The following is a 20847-nucleotide window of genomic DNA, read 5'->3' as shown; positions in this document are numbered from 1 at the left end:
GCTATGGTCATGCGCCACCGCACGACTACCAGCGGGAGTTGAGCGGGGTTTGCGATCCAGACGTAGTACCTCCTGCCACTTCGTCTTGCATCCCAGCAGAAGCTTGCTCTGGTAGGCTGAGCTTCTTACGAGCATCCCGATTGATGATGTCCGTCACCTGAACAGCTGTCCATGTTCCGCCGCGCGCCGAAGCGATGCCGCGCGCATTGAGTGCTGTCGCGATCTGCCGGAGCGATTTGACCCCGCTTGCTTGGATGTCGCGGATGATCGGGAGGATGTTGGCTGCAAAGGCGTCGGCTTGCGCCGTGCGGACCGTACGAGACATCGCCTGTGCTTCGGCAAGCTTCGGTCCGCCAAGTTTGACGCCGCGCGCCTTGGCTGCCGCCAGAGCTTCCCTCGTGCGCTGGCTGATCACCGCCCGTTCCTTTTGGGCGACCGCCGCGTAGATGTGCAGCATGAAGCTGTCGACACCCATGCCCAATTCGGCAACGACGAATGGCACCCGATCCGCCATTAAGCCGCTGATGAAATGGACGTCACGGCTCAACCTGTCCAACTTGGCGACGATCACCGGGCAATCATTGCGTTTGGCCGCCGCCAACGCTGCGGCAAGCTGGGGGCGCTTGGCGAGTGCATCTGCGCCCTTGCCGGTTTCGACCTCGATGAACTCGCCGACTATCTCGAAGCCTTCGGCTTCAACGAAACGGGCGATGGCCTGCCGCTGTGCCTCAAGGCCGAGACCGCTCTTGCCCTGACGGTCGGTCGAGACGCGAAGATAGGTGATTGCGGGCTTCATGGGCGACTTCCTTGTTTGTGTAAGGAATGTATACGCTCGCAACCCTTCTTTACAAACCGCGCGACATCCGCTGCGAGGAAATCGCCGATCCGAAAATCATGCGGCCGACGGACGCCATCATCAAGCTGTCGGCAAGCTGCATCTGCGGCTCGGACCTGTGGCCCTATCGCGGATTGCAGCCGGTCGACGGCCCGATGCATATGGGCCACGAATATTGTGGCATCGTCATCGAGGTCGGCGCAGAGGTGCGCACGGCCCGTCCCGGCCAGTTCGTCGTCGGCTCGTTCTGCCTCTCCGACAATACTTGCCCGCATTGCCGCTTCGGCTTCCAGTCGTCCTGTGTGCAGCGCGAGTTCATGTCGGGCGCGCAAGCGCCTTACGCCCGCGTGCCCTTGGCGGATGGCACACTGGTCGCCACCGCCGAGGTGCCGCCGGCCGAACTCATTCCTGACCTGCTGGCTGTGTCCGATGTGCTCGGCACCGGCTGGTATGCAGCCGATGCAGCCGAGGTCCGAGAAGGATCGACGGTGGTGGTGGTCGGCGACGGTGCGGTCGGCCTGATGGGCGTGCTTGCGGCCAAGGAGATGGGCGCCGAGCGCATCATCGCCATGAGCCGGCACGCCAGCCGCCAAAAGCTCGCCCGCGAATTCGGCGCCACTGATATCGTGGCCCAGCGTGGCGAGGAAGGCGTCGCCCGCATAAAGGAACTCACCAAGGGCGTTGGCGCGGACTCGGTGCTGGAATGCGTCGGCACGGCGGAATCCTTCGACCAGGCGCTGGCCTGCTCTCGCCCCGGCGGCACCATCGGCTATGTCGGCGTGCCGCACGGCGTGAGCTTCGACGGCCAAAAACTATTCTTCGGCCAGAAGCGTATGTTGGGCGGCCCGGCGCCGGTGCGCCGCTTCCTGCCCGACCTTATGGACGTGTGCTCAAGGGCGTGATCAAGCCCGGCAAGGTCTTCGACCTCAAGCTGCCGTTGGCCGAGGTCGCTGAAGGCTACCGCGCCCTGGACGAGCGGCGCGCCATCAAGGTCATGCTTTCCGTGTGAGCGAAGATTGGGCGGACGGCCTGTTCGCGCCCACAAATCAGAAAAGGAACAACGCATATGACGATGAGATTGAAGATAGCCGCCCTGGCGCTTGCGCTTTCGGTCGCCACGCCGGCTTTCTCCCAAGAGTCCCCGATCATCGGCGCATGGCGCATGAGGTCGCTCGAGGCCGGCGCCGATGGAAACCTCAAGCCCGTGCCATATTCCGGCCAGGTCATCCGAGTCCGGCACCCTCTCGGTGCAGGCCCAGAATCCCGACGCTGAGGCGCCGGACACGCCTTACACGGCGAATGGCTACGAAGCCTATTACGGGCCGGTCGCCATCAACGACCAGGACAAGACCTTCGTCATCACGATCGAGTCCTCCCTGGTCCGCAACCTTGTCGGGAAGAGCATGAAACGCAAATTCGAAGTCTCGGACAACAAACTGGTCCTCACGCCGGACAATCCGGCCGAGGGCTGGCGCGTGACCTACGAACGTTACTGATCGGAACAGCCGGCTGTCAAAGTGTTATCGGTGGCCACAAATGGCGCGGACTTCAGATCGAAATGGCGCGACAGCGGAACTGGTGCCAATCATGGCGGCTGTCTTCGCCGGCTTCCTCCTGATCGGCTTGGCGCTACCCGTCCTGCCGCTACATCTTCACCAGCAGCTCGGCTTCGGCCCCTTCGCAGTCGGGCTGGTGACGGGCAGCCAGTTCATCGCCTCGATGCTGTCGCGCATTGGAGCCGGAAATTATGCCGATGGGCGCGGCGGCAAGCGGGCCGTCATCGTCGGCCTCATTGCCGCTGCCCTGGCGGGGTTCATTTATCTCGGCTCGCTGGCATTGCTCGACCGACCGGTAGCGTCCGCATCGGCGCTCTTCGCCGGCCGGGCGGTACTAGGCGCGTCTGAGAGCTTCATCATCACCGGCGGTGTCGCCTGGGGCCTTTCCCTTGCGGGCGGACAGAACTCCGGAAAGATCATAGCCAGGGTGGGCATGGCGATGTTCGCGGCGCTCGCGCTAGGCGCGCCGATCGGATCTGCGCTTTACGCGGCGAGCGGCTTCGCCGCGATCGCACTCGCGACGGTCGGCCTGCCGCTTGCGACGCTGCTTGCCATCCTGCCTATGCGTGGCACCAGTCTCGCAGCGAGCGCCGCGCGACAGTCATGGGCGAGCGTGGCGCAAGTGGTCTGGCTTCCCGGCGTCGGAGCTGCTTTCAGCAGCCTTGGCTATGGCGCGATCCTTTCCTTTGGCGCGCTGCTCTTTGCTGAACGCGGCTGGCAGCCGGTCTGGCTTCCCTTCACCGCTTATGCCGCGTCGCTGATCGCGGCAAGGCTTTGCTTCGGCCACCTGCCTGACAAGTTGGGGGGCGCGCGCGTCGCCGTGATCTTCGTGGCGGTCGAAGCGGCTGGGCTGATGCTGATCTGGCTTGCGCCCGGGCCTTTTCTCGCCGCCATCGGAACAGGCCTGACTGGCCTTGGCTACTCGCTGGTCTATCCCGGTTTCGGTGCCGAGGCCGTAAGCCGTCTTCCGCCACGCAGCCGCGGCCTGGCCATGGGACTCTACACCGTCTTCCTCGACGTGGCGCTCGGCTTCGGCAGTCCTGCGCTCGGCTTGGTCGCCGCGTCGGCCGGGCTGCAATTCGTCTTCTTCGCCGTCGCGGCGGCGACGCTTCCGGCGTTGGGCATCGCTCTGCTGCTGGGTCGGCATAACCGTCCACTTTAGTGCCGGATATTCGGTGCTCGAGATGTTGGGCAACTACGATCGCTCCCGCTTCGCCGGCGACCTCTGCTTCCGGGCAATGGCGAGATCGACTTCTACGCAAGCCGACCGATGTGACAGGCCAGCGCCTCAAATTCCGGCCGGACTTGATCGATTTCCAATTTGGCGCCCGAAGGCGCGTGCAACGTCACGCTGGGAAATTTCGCAATCAGGGCAGGTCCAGTGCGGGCTCGGAGGGTCTCGGCTGCCTCTTTGAAAGTGGTGGCGTTATCGGCCAACTTGCCGTCGAACATCACGGTGATCGTCTTTGCCGCCGCAGCCATCTCTTTCATCGAGGCCTGGCGAGCCTCGATGAACGCATCACGGCGGGTAGCGGCGACTACCGCAGAGGCGCAGGCAAGCGACAGGATTCCTATGATGGCTGCTCGTCTCATTGTTGGCACATGGGTAGTGCGTCCCGATGTAGATTCTCGACCAGCAGACCAGGATGCATGATGAAAAGAGCGATCGTCCGGCGCGGGAGGCCTTGCATCGCAAAGGCCGCAACGATCGCTCCGGTGGCTGTTGCGTCAGCCGGCCTCTGTTGCTTTGCTTTCGAGGAATCGCTTGCGTCTCATTTCGACGAGATTTGCCAAACCGCCACGCCTGCAAGAATAAGACCAGCGACGCCTTCGATGGCCCGCGAAATGGCATCGAACAGGCGTGGCCGCCTATCGAAAAAATGCACCAGGCGCTCGCGAAACAGGATCGACAGCACCGCAACGCAAGACAACGTCAGCGCCACGCCGGCCATCATGGTGATTGCGAAAAGAATGCCGGCGACCGGAACGCCTCTGGATATCGCAAAGGTCATCGCGAAAAGCGTCAGCGGGCATGGGATCAAGCCGGCCATGACGCCGACGGCCTCGCCCTCATGCTTGTGGTGTTGGCCGTGGCTCCACGCGCGCCAGAGCATCCAAACGCCGATCAGGCCAAGCAGGCCCCGACTGACGTCTTCCAGCAGCGGGGCACGGCCAACACTGCCCAGGGCAATCGATACCAAAGGCAACGAGAGCGCAGCGATCAGAACCGCGATCGTCACATGCGTGAAGGAAAGTGTCAGCGATACCAGAAGCCCACGCCGGACACTGGCATCCGATCCGGCGAGATACGTGGCCAGGACCGCCTTGCTGTGGCCAGGCGTCAGCGCATGTGCCGCGCCGAACAGAACGCCCATCGGCAGAAAGGCCGTGAAGGCCAGCCAACCGCCGCCGACCGAAAGCAGTTTGATCTGCTCGGCCAGTGCCAGGTAGATCGTGCGTTGGAACTCGACAAGGGTTTGGAACATCAGGCTGGAACCGGCCTCATTCTCAGGTCAATTCATGGCGCATGGCGAAGATTCACTTTCGGGTTCTTGTTCCAGCTGGCATTGCAAGCAGGCCGAATTGGGACATGCGCCCTGCCTATACGTGGCTCTTTTTTCAGAACAGGTCGCCATTCAGCCAGCCTTGTCATGATCACGGCGCGGCTGGCGACGCCAAGCCTGATTGGTCCTTGTTCGTCGTCGCGCAAATGTAATTCAGGTTCTTGGTTCCGACGGCGCCGATATCGCCGACCTGGAATCCGCTCTCGGTCAACAGCGAGGCGACCGAATGCATGTCAACATGACCATGCCTGTGGAGCCTAGGCAATCCAGACTTGCGCACCGGCCTGCCGAAATCAATGAGCAACAGCCGGCCTGCTGGCTTCAGGACGCGTGCCGCCTCGCGGATGAAGGCCGATCGAACGGGCTTCGACAGGTGATGCAGCATCAGCGTGCCGACGACGATGTCGAATTGCGCGTCCTTGAAGGGAAGCTCCTGCGCCGTCCCATTGACGAAAGTGAGATCGAGACCTGAGCGCTCGGCCTTGGCGCGCGCCCTATCGATCATTTCGGCCGATGCGTCGACGCCGGTGACGCTTCCGCCCGAACCGACCAGCCGCTTCGCGGCAATGGCAAGGGTGCCCGTCCCGCAGGCGACATCGAGCACCGCTTCGCCGGGCTGGAGTTTTGCCGGGCGAAGCATGAGATCGCGAAACCGGCCCTCGCGGCCAAAGGTCAGAACGCGCGCAAGCAAGTCATAGGCTGCCGCCCGGTGCAGGACGATGCCGATGCCCCTGTCGCTCGCGCCGTGCGCACCCTTGCCGACCAGCCCCCCGTGTCGCAGGCTGCCCCACAGCGCCAATCCCGCGATCACGGCGAGGACGAGGCCGTGGAATGCCGCCGTCCAGGCACCGGCCTGAATATAGCCCATGCCCAATTTGGCGAGGACGAGGAAGCCGGCGACCAGCGACAGCTTGGCAAGCAGGGCCAACGCAATCACCCTCTTGCGCGAATGCGATCCATTACCGGCGTGATGATCAGATGAGTGCATGTCTGGCGACCTTCTGCTTCATTGCGGCATGCCCAAACCCGATTTGAGCTCCTGGACTTGGCGTATCATAATGGACACAATGTCTGGAAATGCTGTTGTCGGACACCGGACCGCCGAATGTCCGAAACCGGCCACTGCACAGGGCCATGACCATGAAAATCGAACGTGCGGGCGAGCGGAACACGATCGACCGACGCGTCGCGCGGACGCGCGGCCTGCTGCAGGACGCGCTCATCGCCCTGATCCCGGAGCAGGGATATGCCGCCGTCACCGTCGATGACATTTGCCAGCGGGCCAATGTTGGCAGGTCTACCTTCTATACCCACTATGCCGACAAGGATGCTCTGCGCAGCGCGACCATCGAGGCGCATCTGCGGTCGATAGGCCGCAGGCGCGAGGCGGCAAGTCAAGAAACAGGTAGCCGCCTATTCGAGTTCAGCCTGCCCATGTTCGAGCACGCTCATGCATTCCGACCGCTTCACCACGCATTGCTTGCAAGCAGCGGCGATACGATCCACGACGAATTGCGTGAGCGTATCCGGCGAGCCGTCCGGGAAGAACTCGTCGAGAAACGGATCGGCGATCGCGGCATGCCTGCCGAATTCGCCATTCAGTTCATCGCCGGCGCATTTCTTGCGGTCCTCGCCTGGTGGGTCGCCACCGACATGAACCTTTCACCGGCACAGGCAGACGACCTGTTCCAGAGGATGGCGGGAAAAGGCATCGGCGCCTAATCATTGGCACACTGGTCAAGCGATCGCCAGAACGTCGCACCTGCGGAATGACATAGGGCGCTCCGCTCATGGTGGTTCGGGCCGCGGGCCTGCTATGGACCTTCCCGCCGTTCCTCAGGCGGGCGAACCTTGCGGAACATCGCAAGCAGAAGCATATCGTAGACAATCTTCAAGGCGCCGGCGATCAGCAGCGGCCAACCGAAACCGGACATTGCGAGCAGCGAGCCGGCAAGCATCGGGCTGGCGGCTGCCGCGAGGCTGCGCGGGACAGCGGTGACACCCGCGGCCGCGGCCCGCTCACCAGGCGATACCACGGCCATGACGTAGGAGGTGCGGGTCGGTACATCCATCTGCGACAAAGCGCTCCTGATCAGCAGAAGTGCGATAACGGGACCGAGGCTCGACATGAAGGGGATGAGCAAAAGGCAAAGACTGGATGGCAGGTGTGTGAACACCATCGTGTTCACCAGCCCGATCCGTTTAGAGATTTGCACGGCCACCAGATACGACCCACCCGAAAGGATACCCGTCAAGAAGAAGATTGCGCCCGTCGCGGGGAGCGATAGCCCGAACCGTTGGAAAAGCCAAAGAGCCATCAACGACTGGACCACGAAACCGCCCGCAAAAGCGTCAAGGCTGAAAAGTGCAGCGAGCGTGAGGACGATGGTTCGAGATTTGCGTAGTGGTTCCGCCGGTACCGCACTCGCATCGAGCGGCTCATCCGGCAGTTTCCGATAAAGGAGCAGCGCTCCGAGTCCCAGAAAGGCATAAAGCAGGAAGGCGATCTGGAGAGCTTGCTTGATGTCCAGGCCGACAACCTGTCGGAGAATGTCGGGGGCTCCGGCCGCAAGAGCACCGACCGCCCCAACAAGTGAGCCGACAAGGCTGTAGCGTGCAAAGAGCGCGGTGCGGTCGCGGTCAGTGACACTATGGGCAGTTGCGCATGCTCCAGCGGCAGAAACACACTGACGTCGCCCGAGGATGGGTTCAACGTTCCCACGAATGCGACAAGGAGCAGTGGCCAGAAATCCTGAACCAACGCGAAGGCGCTCCCCGTGACGACCATCAGGACGGCAGCTGCGATCAGCAGGGAGCGGCGAGAGAAATGGTGTGCGACAAACCCGACGGTCAAAGTGAGCGCCGCTGAACCAGCGAGCGTCGCTGTGGCGAGAACCCCGATCTTGAAAGGGCTGAAACCAAGTGTGGCCAAATAGGCGGGAAGCAGAAGACTGACGAGTCCGTCGCCGAATGCCCTCAATCCCCTGGACGTCAACAGAAGGGCAGCTGCCGGCCTGGCACCGGCAGGCAGCAGCGAAAACCTCTGTTTGGCTAAAGGTTCGCGCGAAGCATTCGTCGGCGTCTGGGCTGCCAGGTATGCCTCCTGCCGCAAAGTGGTTGCGCCTATGGCACTGCTTAAATCGATCCCGTGGCAACGCCATAAAGCACGCCCAGGACAGAGCATGTCGCGAGCACGGGGATCATGCCGATCTTGAAACGAAACACGGCCAGCAGCGCACCGACTGTCAGCACCAGCGACGGCAGGTTGACGGAGCTGAATACCGGCACATCCACCGTCGTGCCCAGCCAGCTGACCTCACGCAGATCGCGGAACAGCACATGAAGCGCGAACCATACTGCCAGGTTCAGGATCACACCGACCACCGCCGCTGTGATGGCAGACAGCGCTGCCGACAGAGCCTTGTTGCTGCGCATCGTCTCCATGAACGGCGCGCCGAGGAATATCCACAGGAAGCACGGAACGAATGTTACCCACGTCGTCAGCAGACCGCCGAGTGTTCCGGCGACCAGCGGGCTCAGCATTCCTGGCGCCCGGTACGCGCCCATGAAACCAACGAACTGGGTGACCATGATGAGCGGACCGGGCGTGGTCTCGGCCATGCCGAGGCCGTCCAGCATTTCTCCTGGCTTGAGCCAGCCGTAGTGCTCGACGCCTTGCTGAGCGACGTAGGCGAGCACCGCATAGGCGCCGCCGAAAGTGACCATCGCCATCTTGGAGAAGAAGATCGCGATGTCGGTGAAGACATTGCCTTGCCCAAGAAACACAAGAAGTGCCAGGACCGGCACGAGCCACAGCAGCAGACACACCGTTGCGATCTTCAGCGACCAGCTGATGGATGGCCGGGTATGCGCAGGCACCCCTTCGCCAAGCGCCGTATCAGCGTCGGCAACCTGCTTGCCGCCGACCTTGCCATGTCCGTTGCCCGACTGGAATGCAGCCCACCCTGCCCGTCCCCCGACGTAACCGATCACACCCGCAGCCAGGATGACCAGCGGGAATGGCGCGTGGAAGAAGAACAGAGCGATGAAGGCCGCCGCCGCAAGCCCGATCATGGCATTGTTCTTGAGCGCCCGTCTGCCGATCCGCAACACCGCTTCGAGCACGATGGCAAGGACCGCCGCCTTCAAACCGAAGAAGAGAGCCTGAACTGCTCCGACATTGCCCAAGATTGCATAGATCCAGCTCAACGCCATGATGGCGATCGCACCAGGCAGCACGAACAGGATACCGGCGACGAGGCCGCCTCTGGTCTTGTGCATGAGCCAGCCGATGTAGATGGCAAGCTGTTGTGCCTCCGGCCCGGGCAGCAGCGTGCAGTAATTGAGCGCATGCAGGAACCTGGTCTCGCCGATCCAGCGTTTCTCCTCGACGATGATGCGGTGCATCATGGCGATCTGACCCGCCGGGCCGCCGAAGCTGAGCGCGGCCACACGCGCCCACACCCGCGTGGCCTCAGCGAACGAAATGCCATGGTCGGGCGTGTCGTCTGGTCGGTTCGGTGCTGTCACGGTGTTCTCTGCATTGGCCATGATTAGTTCCTCGGATCACCCGCGCTTCGAGCGGAAATATCGATAGAGGTTGTCGAACACCGAAGCGCCCTCGGCGATCCGTTGCTCGTCACCGGCATTCGCCATGGCGATCCCGGCGATCAGGCTGGCAATGCCGGTAGTTTCCTCGCGATTGAACTTGGCGTCCTTGAGATCAATATCGTGGACGACCTCGGCGATCGCCTGCAAAGCCGTATCCGTAATGCCGGCGCGACCCAGCAGCACCTCGAAGCTGCAGCGGTCGCCTTCATGGGTGATTTCGCCCTCGAACATGTCGAAGCGCAATTCGCCCTCCTTTGGCACGTATCCCTTACCAGCGACGAAGCGGATTGTTGCATCGGCATCGATGAAGCGACGGATCAGCCAGCTGCAGGCGATGCGGTCGACATGCACGTCCCGGCGCGTGACCCAGGTCCGGCCCTTGAGCTCACCCGGCTCGGCCGCCTTCTTCGGTTCCTTGGTCATGGTGGCATCCTCAATAAGCAGTGCCTCGAGCTCGGCGATCAGTCCCTCGACAGTGAGGCGACCGCTGGCGCCAAAGAAGTCGATTTTCACGACGTCGGCGAGCCGCTTGCGCAAACGGCCGAGTTGCGGGCGCGCTTCCGCATGTTTTTCCGATGTCGCGTCGGTCTTGATCGCTACGGCCAGATCGCGCGCTTCCTTGACGATCTCCGCATAGTCGGCGTCACGGGCTGCGTCGAAGAGCGCACGGACCTGGGTGTCGGACAAACCATCTACGAGGCGCGCCTCGCACATCATCGCCTCGCCGCCGCCAGCGACGATCTCCTTGAGGAGCCATTCGAAATCCTCCTGCATCTCGGCATTGGCCGGCAGGGCGTAAACGGTGCTTTTGACTGCGACCGCGCCGATGCCTTGCAAGCGTCGCCAGATCTTCACCCGGAAGTAGGCGGGTTTGCTTGGCAGCTGATGGATCAGGAGCAGCCAGCGCTGCTCCTGTGATTGCCCCTCACTCATAAGTGAACCGTATCACGAACAAAGCCAAATGCAACACTTGTATCATTTTTCATTCGAGCATAGCGTTCGCCCCCTCACGGCCGTGCCGCAGAGTGGGGAAACCGATGCCACACCAGATCATGCCGTTGCCGTTCAAGCCGCCTCGCCTCGTCGGCCTCTCCGAGCGGCTGTTGGCAAGTCACTACGAAAACAACTATGGCGGTGCCGTTCGTCGCCTCAACGCCATCGAACAGCAGCTCGACGGGCTCGACTGGGGCGCGGCGCCAGTTTTCGACATCAACGGTCTGAAACGCGAGGAACTGGTCGCCGCCAATTCAGCAATCCTGCACGAAATCTATTTCGACGGACTCGGTGGCACCGGCGATGCCGGAGGCGATCTCGCTGCGGCTCTGGAGCGCGACTTCGGCAGCGTGGCCTCCTGGCGCGCCAAGTTCATGGCCTGTGCGAAGGCGCAGGCAGGAGGCTCGGGATGGACCCTGCTGACCTGGTCGGAGCGGCGCGACCGACTGACGATCCAATGGGCGGCGGACCACACCAACTGTCTTGCCGGCGGCATGCCGATCCTTGCGCTCGACATGTACGAACATGCCTACCACATGGATTTCGGCAGATCGGAAGAGCACACGTCTNTTCCAGCGATTGCGCCAGAGGAACTGCGGGCGCGTCTCGATCAAGGAGAAGACCTGATCGTGCTCGACGTCTGCCTTGCCGAGGATCTGGCAAAGCGCGGCGACATGCTGCCGGGGGCCAAGCTCCGCGCGCCCGAGAAGATCGCCGATTGGGCGGATGAACTGCCGACGGACAGGCCGGTCATCGTCTATTGCGTCTACGGCTTCCAGGTCAGCATTGACGCCGTCGCCGAACTGCGTCGCCGCGGCGTCAATGCGAGTGCGCTTTCAGGCGGCATTGCCGCTTGGCATGCGATCGGCGCGCGCACTGTCCCTCTGATGGTCAACGAAGAAAGGATTGCGCCATGAAATGGGTTACTCGCGAACGTCCGGTCATCGACCGCATTGCCTGCCCCTGGCTGATTGCGCGTTTCATCGACAAGGAACCTGAGTTCCTCTTCGTGCCGCCCGATCAGGTGATCCGCGTCGCCCAGGAAACGGGCGCCACGCCTTACGACGTGCCCGGCGTCGAATTCACGCATGTCGGCGACGGCTGCAGTTTCGACACCTTCGTTTCCAAAAATGGGCTCGAGCGCAACCCGGCGATCGTAACCATTGCCGCGATCGTACGCGGCGCCGACACGGACCGGCACGATCTCACGCCACAGTCGGCAGGGTTGCTGGCGATCTCCATGGGTCTGCGGGACTTGACGCCCGACGACCACGAGGTGCTGAAGCACGGCTTCGTCATCTATGACGCGCTCTACGCGTGGGCTTCGGGCCGCAAGGCGGAAACGCATAGCTGGCCACCCGCCATCAAGCCGGCGGCCGCATGACGAATTGGGCAATGGGGGCAGATCACAAGGAGAAACCCCATGCATGCAAAACTCGTAACCGGAGCGATGCTGATTGTGATGTCGGCGCTGCTCCAGCCGGCATCGGCGGCACCCGATTGGGAAACAATCGCAAAGGCGCTTGGCAAATCCGGAACCGAGACGCCTGATGGCGTCTACAGGGTCGGGCTGCCACGAACGGACCTGAAGGTTTCGCTCGATGGCATATCCCTGAACCCCGGATTTGCGCTTGGAGGCTGGATCGCGTTCGAACCCAAGCGAGATCAGGCAATGGTGATGGGTGACATCGTTCTGACGCAGGACGAAGTGAACCCCGTCATGAAGAAGCTTGAAGAAGGTGGGATCGAGATCACTGCGGTGCACAACCACTTGCTGCGCGCGGAGCCGATGACGCTCTACGTGCACGTCCTCGGCCAGGGCGACCCGGTTACGCTCGCAACGGCGCTTCATGCCGGATTGGCGCTGAGCAAAACACCGATGGGAGGCGGCGCCCAGCCGCAAGCCGCTCCGCAGATCGAGTTCGACACGGCCAGTGTCGACCAAACCATCGGTTACAAGGGTAACGCTAACGGAGCGGTCTACCAGTTTACAATACCGCGCGCTAAGCCGGTCGAGGAAAATGGAATGGAAGTGCCGGCGGCCATGGGCTCGGCAATAGCGATTAACTTCCAATCGACAGGTGGCGGCAAGGCGGCGATCACGGGGGATTTTGTGTTGACGGCAAAGGAGGTCAATCCGGTTATCAACGTCATGCAGGACAATGGCATCGAGATCACCGCATTGCATAGCCACATGCTCGATGAGAAGCCGCGGCTCTTCTTCATGCATTTCTGGGCGAACGACGATGCACAGAAGCTGGCGAAAGGACTGCGCGCAGCCCTCGACAAAGTCGCCGTCAAGAAGAGTTAGATTGGGTGTCCGCGCGCGTCCAACGGCGGAGTTCGGCCGGCTCGGAGCGAACGGCCTTCTTCCCGCCGCCTCGGGTTCTCCGGCGCTGCGTCTCTCCGCCATCCGCATTGCGCCGGAGATCGCCTTTCCATCGCACACGAGCGGCGGGCCGGGTTGTTGTGAACCGATACGTCCGGAACGATCGAAGGCTCGCTTCGTTCTGATCGGATGGACTGGATCGGACTAAGCCTCCTGGCGTTGGCGGGGTTCCTCACCTGGACACTGAACACCCTCTCGGCCGGAGGCGGGGGTCTGTTGCTGATCCCCGCCGTGACTTTCATCACAGGCAGCGCGGCGGTTGCGCCGGTCATCACCTTGACAGAGCTCATCGGCAATCCCGTCCGCGCCCTGGCCTTTCGGCGCGACATCGATTGGAGCCTGGTCCGTTGGTACCTGCCCGGCGCCATCGCCGGTGCCGCGGCGGGCTCCTGGCTCTTCGCCAACAGTCGGGCGGAATGGCTCCAGATACTCATAGGCATCTATCTGATCAGTGCAGTCTGGGAATTTCGCGGCGGCGCGCGCGAGCGGAGCTACCGAGCCCGCCGCTGGTGGTTTCTCCCGGCCGGCCTGATCGTCGCCCTGTTGTCGGCGCTTATGGGCACTGTGGGACCCGTCCTGAATTCGCTTTATCTGAACTACGGTTCGGAGAAGGAGACGTTGGTCGCCACGAAATCCGTGAACTCGTTTGTGACCGATGTCGTGAAGATCACGGTATTCACCGGACTCGGCGCGCTCGGTGGTCAGGCGGCTATATACGGCATAGCCGCGGGTTTGGGCGCCGCGCTTGCCAATCTGCTGGCCAAGCCCTGGCTCGAACACCTGAGTGGACAACAGTTCCGCCGCCTGGTGGTCGCGCTCATGGCTGTGAGTGGAGCGCTGATGATCTGGAACCAGCACAGCATCGTTGTGCAGGCCTGGCGGGCGGCCGGGCCCTAACCCGCTCAGGTTGGAGAAGCTTCGCCCGGTTCCGCCAGTCGACCTAATGATGGTGACCTTCGGGCTCGACCATCTTGAACCGCAGCACCTGTTCGCGATCTTTCGCAATCAGCACCAGCCTTGCCCGGAATTCATGCGGCTCGGCAGGGGCGACGGTGCTCTCAAGGCGGTGATGGTTGTCGCCGACAGGTTCGAGGCGAATCGTTTCCGGCCCGCCGGACCGGTCGATGAATACCGTCGCCGTCAGATCGTCGGCATGCCGGTCGATCGTCAGCCGCATCCGCTCGCCAGCCGGTGTATCGACGATCTCTAATGTGCCAGCAGCCAGATCGCAGGCGACCTTGAAGGGCTCCGGCGCATGATGGTGAGCACCAGAGGTTTCCGCGCCAGTGACGGCCGGCGCGGCCGGGCTCAACAGGCGGACATTGGCTTCCGCCAACGCCGGCAAGTGGGCGAACAACTCCTCCTTGAGGGCTTCGGTAACACCCAGCACGTCCTTGGCCGTCGCCGCATGCGGAACGCTGATGGCGACGTCGGCATGCAGGCGATGTCCGATCCAGCGTGCCTGCACGCCTTCAACGCGCCCGATGCCCGACACGTGTTCGGCGGCATGATGGATTTCGTCGATGACGCCGGGTTCGACTCCGTCGAGCATGCGCGTCAACACGGCTTTCGACGACTGCCAGACGATGGCGAAAATCGCCACGGTGATCAGCAGCCCGATGATCGGATCGGCAAGCGGAAAGCCCAGCCAGACGCCGATAGCGCCGAGCACGACCGCCAGGCTGGTGAAGCCGTCGGTGCGGGCATGATAGCCGTCCGCGATCAGGGCTGCGCTGTTGATCTCTCGCCCGACGCGGATACGAAATACGGCGACCGCTTCATTGCCGATGAACCCTATGAGGCCGGCGATGGCGACCCATCCGAGAAATGCGATGGGCCGCGGCTTGATCAGCCTGTCGATCGCCTCGTAGCCGGCGACGATGGCGCTGAACAGGATGATGAGAACGATGACGATCCCAGCCAGATCCTCGACCCGGCCCAGTCCGTAGGTGAACGTCTTGCTCGGTTTGCGGCGGGCCAGCACGAAGGCGATCCACAGCGGAATGGCAGTAACCGCGTCGCCGACATTGTGGATCATGTCGGCCAGCAGCGCCACGCTGCCGGAGAGGAACACGACCACAAGCTGGAGCGCTGCCGTGATGGCCAGAACGACGAATGACCATTTGATCGCCCAGATGCCGTGCGTCGTCGTGGCGATCGTCGGGTCGATGACGCCATGGGTGTGGCCATGGCGACCATCACCGTGGTCATGTCCGTGGCCGCTGAAGCCCTCTGTCATAGGGCCGAAGCCGAACCAGTCCCGCACTCTACCAAGCATGACGTTACTCACAGGTACTTGGTAATATCCTTGAACTCGTCGATCGAGCGGCGCTGCTCGCGCGCCAAGGGCCCGACGACGTCTTCAAGGCAATGGTTGAGATGATCCTGGATCAGGGTCTTCTTGGCTTGCGAGATGGCCTTCTCGACAGCATGAAGCTGCTGGGCGAGGTCGAGGCAGGGCCGGCCCGCTTCGATCATGTCGATGACGCCCTTGAGATGTCCATCGGCCCTTTTCAGGCGCTTGACGATATCGGGATGGGTTTCGTGGATGTGGGATTGGCCGCTCATGCGACGGATACTATCCTCCTGGAGGGGATGTAACAAGCCTCAGAAGGCCTTGATCGCAGCCCTTTGTCTCGTCAAAATCCTTTACGGCAAAGGTTTTCAATATCAGCTTTTGCCAGTCCTTCGATGCCGAGTGCTGGAAGGATATTATTGTCTCCTTTGAGATCGCGACCATAAGCGGCCGAGAATATGTTGATTTCCAGCCTCATGAAGGATTTGCTTGGTTTCCGCTGATCTTCCCCAAGAGTTCCGTCGGCAGCAGCCCGAAAGGAACGTCCTCCAGAACATAGCGACTTTCGATAGTTGACGGGCCCAAGCCGCCGCGGCCTTGGCGATCCATCTCCTGGTTCATTTCCGAAACGTTGCCCATAGGGACGTGAAACGATATTCCTATCTTGGGAATGTAAAGCCGCATTGATATGGCCCCGGATGCGGTTTTGTCGACCGTGAACTATCCGCAAGCCGTTGATCTGGCATGTTGATTGAGGCGGATAGCGGCTTTTGGATTGCAGNGGCTTCAATGTAGTCGCGACCCGTGCGTGCCCGCCCAATCGCGCCCGCGACTACACAGAACCCTCCAGATTCACTTGGTTCGGCGGCGGCGAATCGAGGGGACGGCGAATGTCCAGGCCACGCGAGAAGCGCGAGACGGGAAAGCAGGATCTGTTCCGCTCCAGGCTCGATCAGATCATCAATATGAAGCACGAGCTGGTGCGGCTGGCGCAGGCGATCGACTGGCCGGTGCTGGAGGAGCGTTTCGGCGCCGTCTATTCGGACGGCCCCGGCATGCCGCCACTGCCGACCCGGCTGATGGCGGGGCTTGCGATCCTCAAACACACTTTCAACCTGTCGGATGAGGTGCTGTGCGAGCGCTGGACCCTACGACGGCCACACGCTGGCAAGCGTCATCCCCGACATGGAAGAGACCATCGGCAACCAGATCGGCCGCATNCCCGGCTGATGGCGGGGCTTGCGATCCTCAAACACACTTTCAACCTGTCGGATGAGGTGCTGTGCGAGCGCTGGGTGGAGAACCCCTACTTCCAGTATCTTTGCGGCGAGGAATTCTTCTGCCACGCGCTGCCGTTCGATCGCTCGTCGATGACGCGCTGGCGCAGTCGCATGGGCGAGGAGCGGATCGTGGCGCTGTTGCAGGAAAGCCTCAGCATCGCGGTCAAGACCGGGGCGATGAAGCCGTCCGACACGCGCCAGGTGATCGTCGACACAACCGTGCAGCCGAAGAACGTGATGTTCCCGACCGATGCCAAGCTCATCCACCGGGCGCGTGAACGGCTGGTGCGGCTGGCCAGGAAGACGGGGCTCAATTTGCGCCAGACCTATGTGCGGGTCGGCAAGCTGGCGCTGATCAAGCACCAGCGCTATGCCCACGCCAAGCAGTTCAAGCGGGCCAACAAGGCGCTGCGCAGGCTTAAGACCTACCTCGGCCGGACCATTCGCGACATCGGTCGCCAGGTCGCCGGCGATGCGAGGCTGGACGCGCTCTTCAAATGGCCGCTCTACCAGGCCGCCACCGTTCTCGAGCAGCGTCAGCGTCAGCGCGGCCGCAAGATCTACAGCCTGCACGCGCACGAGGTGGAATGCATCGGCAAGGGCAAGGCGCACATGCCCTACGAGTTCGGAGTGAAGGTCTCGCTCGCCACCACGCTGAAGCGCTCCAAGGGTGGCCAGTTCGCTCTGCATGCAAAAGCGCTGCCCGGCAATCCCTACGACGGCCACACGCTGGCAAGCGTCATCCCCGACATGGAAGAGACCATCGGCAACCAGATCGGCCGCATCCTCGCCGACGCCGGCTATCGCGGCCACAACGCACCCCAGAGCCACAGGTTCAGGGTCTTCACCAGCGGCCAGAAACGCCGCGTCACTCCGGCCATCAAACGCCAGATGCGGCGGCGGTCGGCGGTCGAGCCGGTGATCGGCCACATCAAGGCCGAGCACCGCATGGGCCGCAACTACCTCGCCGGCCAGCACGGCGACGCTGTCAACGCCATCCTGGCTGCCGCCGGCTACAACTTCTCCCTCCTGCTCAGGTGGCTGAAGGGTTTTTTGTCCCTCTTGATCGCTCTCTTCCAACTCCGGCCTAAGCCGGTCGCCGCTTAGGGGCCGGATTGTTCACGGTCGACGGTTTTCGTTCCGCTGTCAACTCGAAGGCGGACCCGGTGCCCGCCTTCGACGGTCGGCCTAGCTGCCCATCTTCTTCGCCATCGCGCAGAATTCTGCATGCGACTTGTTAAGCGTGGTATCGCCGCAGTCTTTCAACACCGCCTTCTGTTCATCGGGCTTCATGGCCATCCATGCGGTCTTGAAATCCTTTTCAGTCCTCAACGTTTTCATCCCGGCGTCCGTGAAGAACGGTGACATCTTTGCCGGATCGTCGAGTGCGGATGTGTTGCCAGCAGCTGCGGCGCCCGCCATCATCGCAAGCGCCATCGCGCCCATTGTGAGCATTTTCATGTTCATTGTTTCCTCCGTCGTTAGGTCATTCAGCATGACCTTTGGGGAAACGTGGATCACTGAACTCGGTTCCCAGCGCGTTCCATTAGCCCAACCCCTGCATGATGAATTTGTAGATCGTGCCTAGTTGTGTGCGTCAAGTTCTGCAGAAATGGCGTGGCGGTAGCTGTGACGTCGGCGTGTCCGCCGCGCAGCTCCCGTGTTTAGCGGAGCGGCGGACACATGACGATGCTCAGGCGGCCAATGCCCTCAGGCTCTCCTTCTTGTGCTCACGCAGATGATCCATGTTGAGATAGCGGGTCGCCTCGAGCCAGTTCTCNCCGATAGAAGCTCAGCGTCTCCTCGATGTTGTCCTCCACCCAGTTGACCAGCTTCGGATATTTGGCCTGCCATTTGGCGATCCACTGCGCCAGGTCGCGCTTGACCTCGGCAAGGTCGCGGCGGTCGTAGAACCACCTGAGCTCCATCAGGCAGTCGTCGTCGACCTTGCGCGGCACATAGTCGAGCGCGTTTCTGAGGAAGTGCACGTAGCAGCGCNCTGAGCTCCATCAGGCAGTCGTCGTCGACCTTGCGCGGCACATAGTCGAGCGCGTTTCTGAGGAAGTGCACGTAGCAGCGCTGCCAGACCGCCTCGGGCAGCACTTCGCGGATTGCCGCCCTGAGCCCCGGATGGTCGTCGGAGACGACGAACTCGACGCCGGCGAGCCCGCGATTCTTGAGCCCCGTCAGGAACTCGCGCCAGCTCGAATGGCTCTCCCGGTTGGCCAGCTCCACGCCCAGAACCTGGCGCCGGCCCTCCCAATCCACGCCGATCGCCACCAGCACCGCCTGGCTGGCGATCACGCCCGCCTCGCGAGCCCGCTCGTAGCGCGCGTCCAAAATGAGATACGGATAGCTTTCCNTCGGAGACGACGAACTCGACGCCGGCGAGCCCGCGATTCTTGAGCCCTGTCACGAACTCGCGCCAACTCGAATGGCTCTCCCGGTTGGCTAGCTCAACGCCCAGAACCTGGCGCCGGCCCTCCCAATCCACGCCGATCGCCACCAGCACTGCCTGGCTGGCGATCACGCCCGCCTCGCGAGCCCGCTCGTAGCGCGCGTCCAAAATGAGATACGGATAGCTTTCCTCGAGCCGCTGCGTGAAGAACGCCTTCAGCGCTTCATCCAGCCGCACCGTCGCCTCGCTCACCGTCGAGGCCGAGAAAACGTGGCCGCACAATTCCTCCGTCACCGCTTTCACCTTGCGGGTCGAAACGCCTTGCACGTACATCTCGACCAGCGCCGACACCAACGCCTTCTCCGAACGCTGGTAGCGCTCAAACAACTCCGTCGAGAACCGGCCAGCCCGATCCTGNCTTCTCCGAACGCTGGTAGCGCTCAAACAACTCCGTCGAGAACCGGCCCGCCCGATCCTGCGGGACCCGCAGCTCCTGAACCGCGAACCCGTCCTCATCCGAAAGCAGCAACGCTTTCAACTCGCCTCTGCTCAGTCTAACTTCTCGATTAGTCATGGCACTTCCCCTTCCACGGGAATCGGTGATTGCAACGTCACCAGCGTGCCATGGCCGCCCCCACCTCAAAGCAAGGACCGTTCTCTCTCCAAAACTTTTTGCAGAACGGATCCCGGCGATTGAGCTTGGGCGTCTACCGCCCTCTGTTCGAGGGCGGGCCTACGGATCCGCGTTCGATGATCGTGGTCGGCAAAATGAGCCTTTCGGGCGATCGTGTTTCGCCCTTCAACCGCCGGATGAGCAAATCCGCGACACTCTTGCCAAGCGCATAGACTGGCTGGTCAATGACGGTAATGGGCGGGGTTGTCACGCTCGTCCAATCCGCATTATGGAACGTGATCAGCGAAATGTCCTCGGAAACCCGCAAGCCGCGCTGGCGGATCACCCTGAAGATCTCCAGCGCTATGACGCTGTCGGAGGCAAGGATCGCCGTCGGTCGATCTGGTCCGGACAGGAGCTTGTCGGCAACCCTGCCCGCTTCGACAGGGCTTGTTGCACCAAGGCGAACATAACGTTCCGGCCGCTCAATTCCGGCGTCACGGCACACGGTGAGGAAGCCGTCGATACGCTCGCGAACCGATGAGGTATAGATTTGCGCTAGATCGCGGTATTCGTGCCCTTCGACCGCAGTCACATAAGCGATGTTGCGGTGGCCGGCATCGGCAAGAATGCGCGTCGCCCGCATGGCGCTGCCGCGATCGTCGATCGTGACGGTATCGACACCCAGATCGGGCAGTCCCCTATCAAGCAAGGCAAGCGGTCGGCCTGAACGATGGATGTCCCGCAGGTGTGAGATGTCGCGCGATTCCGATGGCGTGACGATCAGCCCGTCGACGCGCTTGCCGATCAAAATTCGCACAGCAGTCTTTTCGTCTTCGATCCTCTCGCCGGAGTTAGCCAGAATCACGTTGAATCCGGCCGCTCTTGCCGCATCGCTGATGCCGCGCACCGCCAAGCTGAAGAACGGGTTCTCGATGTCGCCGACAACCACCCCGATTATCCCGGAGCGGCCGGTCGTCATGCTGCGAGCCAACTCGTTCGGACGGTAGTCCAATATTTTGGCCGCGGCCAGGACATCCGCGCGGATCATGTCGCTGACGACGCCGTATCCGCCGAGCACGCGCGCGGCCGTCGCTTTCGACACTTTTGCCGCGCGGGCGACATCGCTGACTGTTATCGACTGGGTCTTGGGCGCGGTTTTTTTCATCGGATGAAGGACTACAAGAGTTGTTGACGGAAGGTCAATCTGGCGATAACGATTACTAAAGAGACCGGTCTCACACAATAAGAGACCGGTCTCTTACGTGAGAGAGCGAGGGTTTCGAGAATCGTGGAGACAGCCGGCCGCGCA

General features: G+C 62.1%; 19 protein-coding genes and 4 pseudogenes. 9 read left to right on the top strand and 14 right to left on the bottom strand.

Annotation, left to right across the window (positions count from 1 at the left end; translation table 11 throughout):
- Window positions 1-25: 25 nt before the first annotated feature.
- Entirely contained in the window at window positions 26-796 is a 771-nt protein-coding gene (locus X744_RS160000) for a recombinase family protein (protein ID WP_023758571.1), read from the bottom strand.
- A 26-nt stretch (window positions 797-822) separates the two neighbouring features.
- Here X744_RS160000 and X744_RS01000000169530 point away from each other — a divergent pair.
- The 3 genes and pseudogenes from X744_RS01000000169530 (at window position 823) to X744_RS160005 (ending at window position 3553) form a co-directional block, all read left to right on the top strand.
- Window positions 823-1844 (top strand): annotated as a pseudogene (locus X744_RS01000000169530) (zinc-dependent alcohol dehydrogenase family protein).
- A 178-nt stretch (window positions 1845-2022) separates the two neighbouring features.
- Complete coding sequence (locus tag X744_RS01000000169525; RefSeq protein WP_245266533.1) at window positions 2023-2331, top strand: lipocalin-like domain-containing protein; 309 nt, start codon at window positions 2023-2025, stop codon at window positions 2329-2331.
- A gap of 40 nt (window positions 2332-2371) precedes the next feature.
- The gene (locus tag X744_RS160005; protein ID WP_031259958.1) at window positions 2372-3553 is read left to right on the top strand and encodes an arabinose transporter; all 1182 of its coding nucleotides are present in this window, start codon (window positions 2372-2374) and stop codon (window positions 3551-3553) included.
- Window positions 3554-3645: 92 nt separating this feature from the next.
- Here X744_RS160005 and X744_RS160010 read toward each other — a convergent pair whose 3' ends face one another.
- From X744_RS160010 to X744_RS1000000170930, 3 genes are all read right to left on the bottom strand, one after another.
- A complete protein-coding gene (locus X744_RS160010) occupies window positions 3646-3984 on the bottom strand; it encodes a cytochrome c (RefSeq protein ID WP_023758567.1) in 339 nt (112 codons plus the stop codon).
- A gap of 179 nt (window positions 3985-4163) precedes the next feature.
- On the bottom strand, window positions 4164-4877 hold the full coding sequence (locus X744_RS160015) for a sulfite exporter TauE/SafE family protein (protein WP_023758566.1): 714 nt from the start codon (window positions 4875-4877) through the stop codon (window positions 4164-4166).
- A gap of 169 nt (window positions 4878-5046) precedes the next feature.
- On the bottom strand, window positions 5047-5883 hold the full coding sequence (locus tag X744_RS1000000170930) for a methyltransferase domain-containing protein (RefSeq protein ID WP_023758565.1): 837 nt from the start codon (window positions 5881-5883) through the stop codon (window positions 5047-5049).
- A 206-nt stretch (window positions 5884-6089) separates the two neighbouring features.
- Between X744_RS1000000170930 and X744_RS1000000170925 the strand changes: the two genes are divergently transcribed.
- Window positions 6090-6677 (top strand): TetR/AcrR family transcriptional regulator, encoded by a 588-nt coding sequence (locus X744_RS1000000170925; RefSeq protein ID WP_198032208.1) that lies wholly within the window; start codon window positions 6090-6092, stop codon window positions 6675-6677.
- 92 nt (window positions 6678-6769) lie between these two features.
- On the opposite strand, the pseudogene X744_RS01000000169515 reads toward X744_RS1000000170925, so the two are convergent.
- The 3 genes and pseudogenes from X744_RS01000000169515 to X744_RS160025 form a co-directional block, all read right to left on the bottom strand.
- Window positions 6770-7989: pseudogene (locus X744_RS01000000169515) on the bottom strand (MFS transporter).
- A gap of 101 nt (window positions 7990-8090) precedes the next feature.
- Window positions 8091-9506: a chromate efflux transporter gene (gene chrA, locus X744_RS160020; protein WP_023758563.1), complete on the bottom strand. Its 1416-nt coding sequence runs from the start codon at window positions 9504-9506 to the stop codon at window positions 8091-8093.
- A gap of 15 nt (window positions 9507-9521) precedes the next feature.
- Window positions 9522-10499, bottom strand: a complete 978-nt coding sequence (locus tag X744_RS160025; protein WP_023758562.1) for a chromate resistance protein ChrB domain-containing protein — start codon at window positions 10497-10499, stop codon at window positions 9522-9524.
- 104 nt (window positions 10500-10603) lie between these two features.
- Here X744_RS160025 and X744_RS1000000176215 point away from each other — a divergent pair, with 104 nt between their 5' ends.
- From X744_RS1000000176215 to X744_RS160045, 4 genes are all read left to right on the top strand, one after another.
- The gene (locus tag X744_RS1000000176215; RefSeq protein WP_023758561.1) at window positions 10604-11476 is read left to right on the top strand and encodes a Fe-Mn family superoxide dismutase; all 873 of its coding nucleotides are present in this window, start codon (window positions 10604-10606) and stop codon (window positions 11474-11476) included.
- Window positions 11473-11943: a chromate resistance protein ChrB domain-containing protein gene (locus X744_RS160035; RefSeq protein WP_023758560.1), complete on the top strand. Its 471-nt coding sequence runs from the start codon at window positions 11473-11475 to the stop codon at window positions 11941-11943. The genes X744_RS1000000176215 and X744_RS160035 overlap by 4 nt, the downstream gene beginning before the upstream one ends.
- A gap of 78 nt (window positions 11944-12021) precedes the next feature.
- On the top strand, window positions 12022-12870 hold the full coding sequence (locus X744_RS160040; RefSeq protein WP_245266528.1) for a DUF1259 domain-containing protein: 849 nt from the start codon (window positions 12022-12024) through the stop codon (window positions 12868-12870).
- A 207-nt stretch (window positions 12871-13077) separates the two neighbouring features.
- The gene (locus X744_RS160045; protein ID WP_023758558.1) at window positions 13078-13845 is read left to right on the top strand and encodes a sulfite exporter TauE/SafE family protein; all 768 of its coding nucleotides are present in this window, start codon (window positions 13078-13080) and stop codon (window positions 13843-13845) included.
- A 43-nt stretch (window positions 13846-13888) separates the two neighbouring features.
- Here X744_RS160045 and X744_RS160050 read toward each other — a convergent pair whose 3' ends face one another.
- From X744_RS160050 to X744_RS1000000175970, 3 genes are all read right to left on the bottom strand, one after another.
- Window positions 13889-15226 carry a cation diffusion facilitator family transporter gene (locus tag X744_RS160050; protein WP_023758557.1) on the bottom strand — a complete coding sequence of 446 codons (1338 nt, stop codon included), beginning with the start codon at window positions 15224-15226 and terminating at the stop codon, window positions 13889-13891.
- A gap of 8 nt (window positions 15227-15234) precedes the next feature.
- Window positions 15235-15516 carry a metal-sensing transcriptional repressor gene (locus X744_RS160055; protein WP_023758556.1) on the bottom strand — a complete coding sequence of 94 codons (282 nt, stop codon included), beginning with the start codon at window positions 15514-15516 and terminating at the stop codon, window positions 15235-15237.
- A gap of 71 nt (window positions 15517-15587) precedes the next feature.
- Window positions 15588-15722: a hypothetical protein gene (locus tag X744_RS1000000175970; RefSeq protein ID WP_280948946.1), complete on the bottom strand. Its 135-nt coding sequence runs from the start codon at window positions 15720-15722 to the stop codon at window positions 15588-15590.
- A gap of 412 nt (window positions 15723-16134) precedes the next feature.
- Between X744_RS1000000175970 and X744_RS0136495 the strand changes: the two genes are divergently transcribed.
- Window positions 16135-17631 (top strand): IS5 family transposase, encoded by a 1497-nt coding sequence (locus X744_RS0136495; RefSeq protein ID WP_023758553.1) that lies wholly within the window; start codon window positions 16135-16137, stop codon window positions 17629-17631.
- Window positions 17632-17712: 81 nt separating this feature from the next.
- On the opposite strand, the gene X744_RS160060 is transcribed toward X744_RS0136495, so the two are convergent.
- From X744_RS160060 to X744_RS160065, 4 genes and pseudogenes are all read right to left on the bottom strand, one after another.
- The gene (locus X744_RS160060; protein ID WP_023758552.1) at window positions 17713-17991 is read right to left on the bottom strand and encodes a hypothetical protein; all 279 of its coding nucleotides are present in this window, start codon (window positions 17989-17991) and stop codon (window positions 17713-17715) included.
- 226 nt (window positions 17992-18217) lie between these two features.
- Window positions 18218-18873: pseudogene (locus tag X744_RS1000000175030) on the bottom strand (transposase); the annotation flags it as partial.
- A 16-nt stretch (window positions 18874-18889) separates the two neighbouring features.
- Window positions 18890-19496, bottom strand: a pseudogene (locus X744_RS01000000169505) (transposase); the annotation flags it as partial.
- Window positions 19497-19629: 133 nt separating this feature from the next.
- Window positions 19630-20703, bottom strand: coding sequence for a LacI family DNA-binding transcriptional regulator (locus X744_RS160065; RefSeq protein WP_023758547.1), 1074 nt, complete (start codon window positions 20701-20703; stop codon window positions 19630-19632).
- Window positions 20704-20847: the final 144 nt, after the last annotated feature.

It is taken from the genome of Mesorhizobium sp. LNHC252B00, assembly GCF_000502955.1.
In the GTDB taxonomy this organism is placed as follows: Bacteria; Pseudomonadota; Alphaproteobacteria; order Rhizobiales; family Rhizobiaceae; genus Mesorhizobium.
The sequence above is the reverse complement of the archived record's forward strand: the minus strand, read 5'-3'. Positions and strand labels throughout refer to the sequence as shown.

Bases quoted from the DNA above. Each gene is read 5' to 3' on its own strand.
- X744_RS160000 (WP_023758571.1), bottom strand. From the start codon at position 796: ATGAAGCCCGCAATCACCTATCTTCGCGTCTCGACCGACCGTCAGGGC.
- X744_RS01000000169525 (WP_245266533.1), top strand. From the start codon at position 2,023: ATGGAAACCTCAAGCCCGTGCCATATTCCGGCCAGGTCATCCGAGTCC.
- X744_RS160005 (WP_031259958.1), top strand. From the start codon at position 2,372: ATGGCGCGGACTTCAGATCGAAATGGCGCGACAGCGGAACTGGTGCCA.
- X744_RS160010 (WP_023758567.1), bottom strand. From the start codon at position 3,984: ATGAGACGAGCAGCCATCATAGGAATCCTGTCGCTTGCCTGCGCCTCT.
- X744_RS160015 (WP_023758566.1), bottom strand. From the start codon at position 4,877: ATGTTCCAAACCCTTGTCGAGTTCCAACGCACGATCTACCTGGCACTG.
- X744_RS1000000170925 (WP_198032208.1), top strand. From the start codon at position 6,090: ATGACCATGAAAATCGAACGTGCGGGCGAGCGGAACACGATCGACCGA.
- chrA (WP_023758563.1), bottom strand. From the start codon at position 9,506: ATGGCCAATGCAGAGAACACCGTGACAGCACCGAACCGACCAGACGAC.
- X744_RS160025 (WP_023758562.1), bottom strand. From the start codon at position 10,499: ATGAGTGAGGGGCAATCACAGGAGCAGCGCTGGCTGCTCCTGATCCAT.
- X744_RS160035 (WP_023758560.1), top strand. From the start codon at position 11,473: ATGAAATGGGTTACTCGCGAACGTCCGGTCATCGACCGCATTGCCTGC.
- X744_RS160040 (WP_245266528.1), top strand. From the start codon at position 12,022: ATGTCGGCGCTGCTCCAGCCGGCATCGGCGGCACCCGATTGGGAAACA.
- X744_RS160045 (WP_023758558.1), top strand. From the start codon at position 13,078: ATGGACTGGATCGGACTAAGCCTCCTGGCGTTGGCGGGGTTCCTCACC.
- X744_RS160050 (WP_023758557.1), bottom strand. From the start codon at position 15,226: ATGCTTGGTAGAGTGCGGGACTGGTTCGGCTTCGGCCCTATGACAGAG.
- X744_RS160055 (WP_023758556.1), bottom strand. From the start codon at position 15,516: ATGAGCGGCCAATCCCACATCCACGAAACCCATCCCGATATCGTCAAG.
- X744_RS1000000175970 (WP_280948946.1), bottom strand. From the start codon at position 15,722: ATGAGGCTGGAAATCAACATATTCTCGGCCGCTTATGGTCGCGATCTC.
- X744_RS160060 (WP_023758552.1), bottom strand. From the start codon at position 17,991: ATGAACATGAAAATGCTCACAATGGGCGCGATGGCGCTTGCGATGATG.
- X744_RS160065 (WP_023758547.1), bottom strand. From the start codon at position 20,703: ATGAAAAAAACCGCGCCCAAGACCCAGTCGATAACAGTCAGCGATGTC.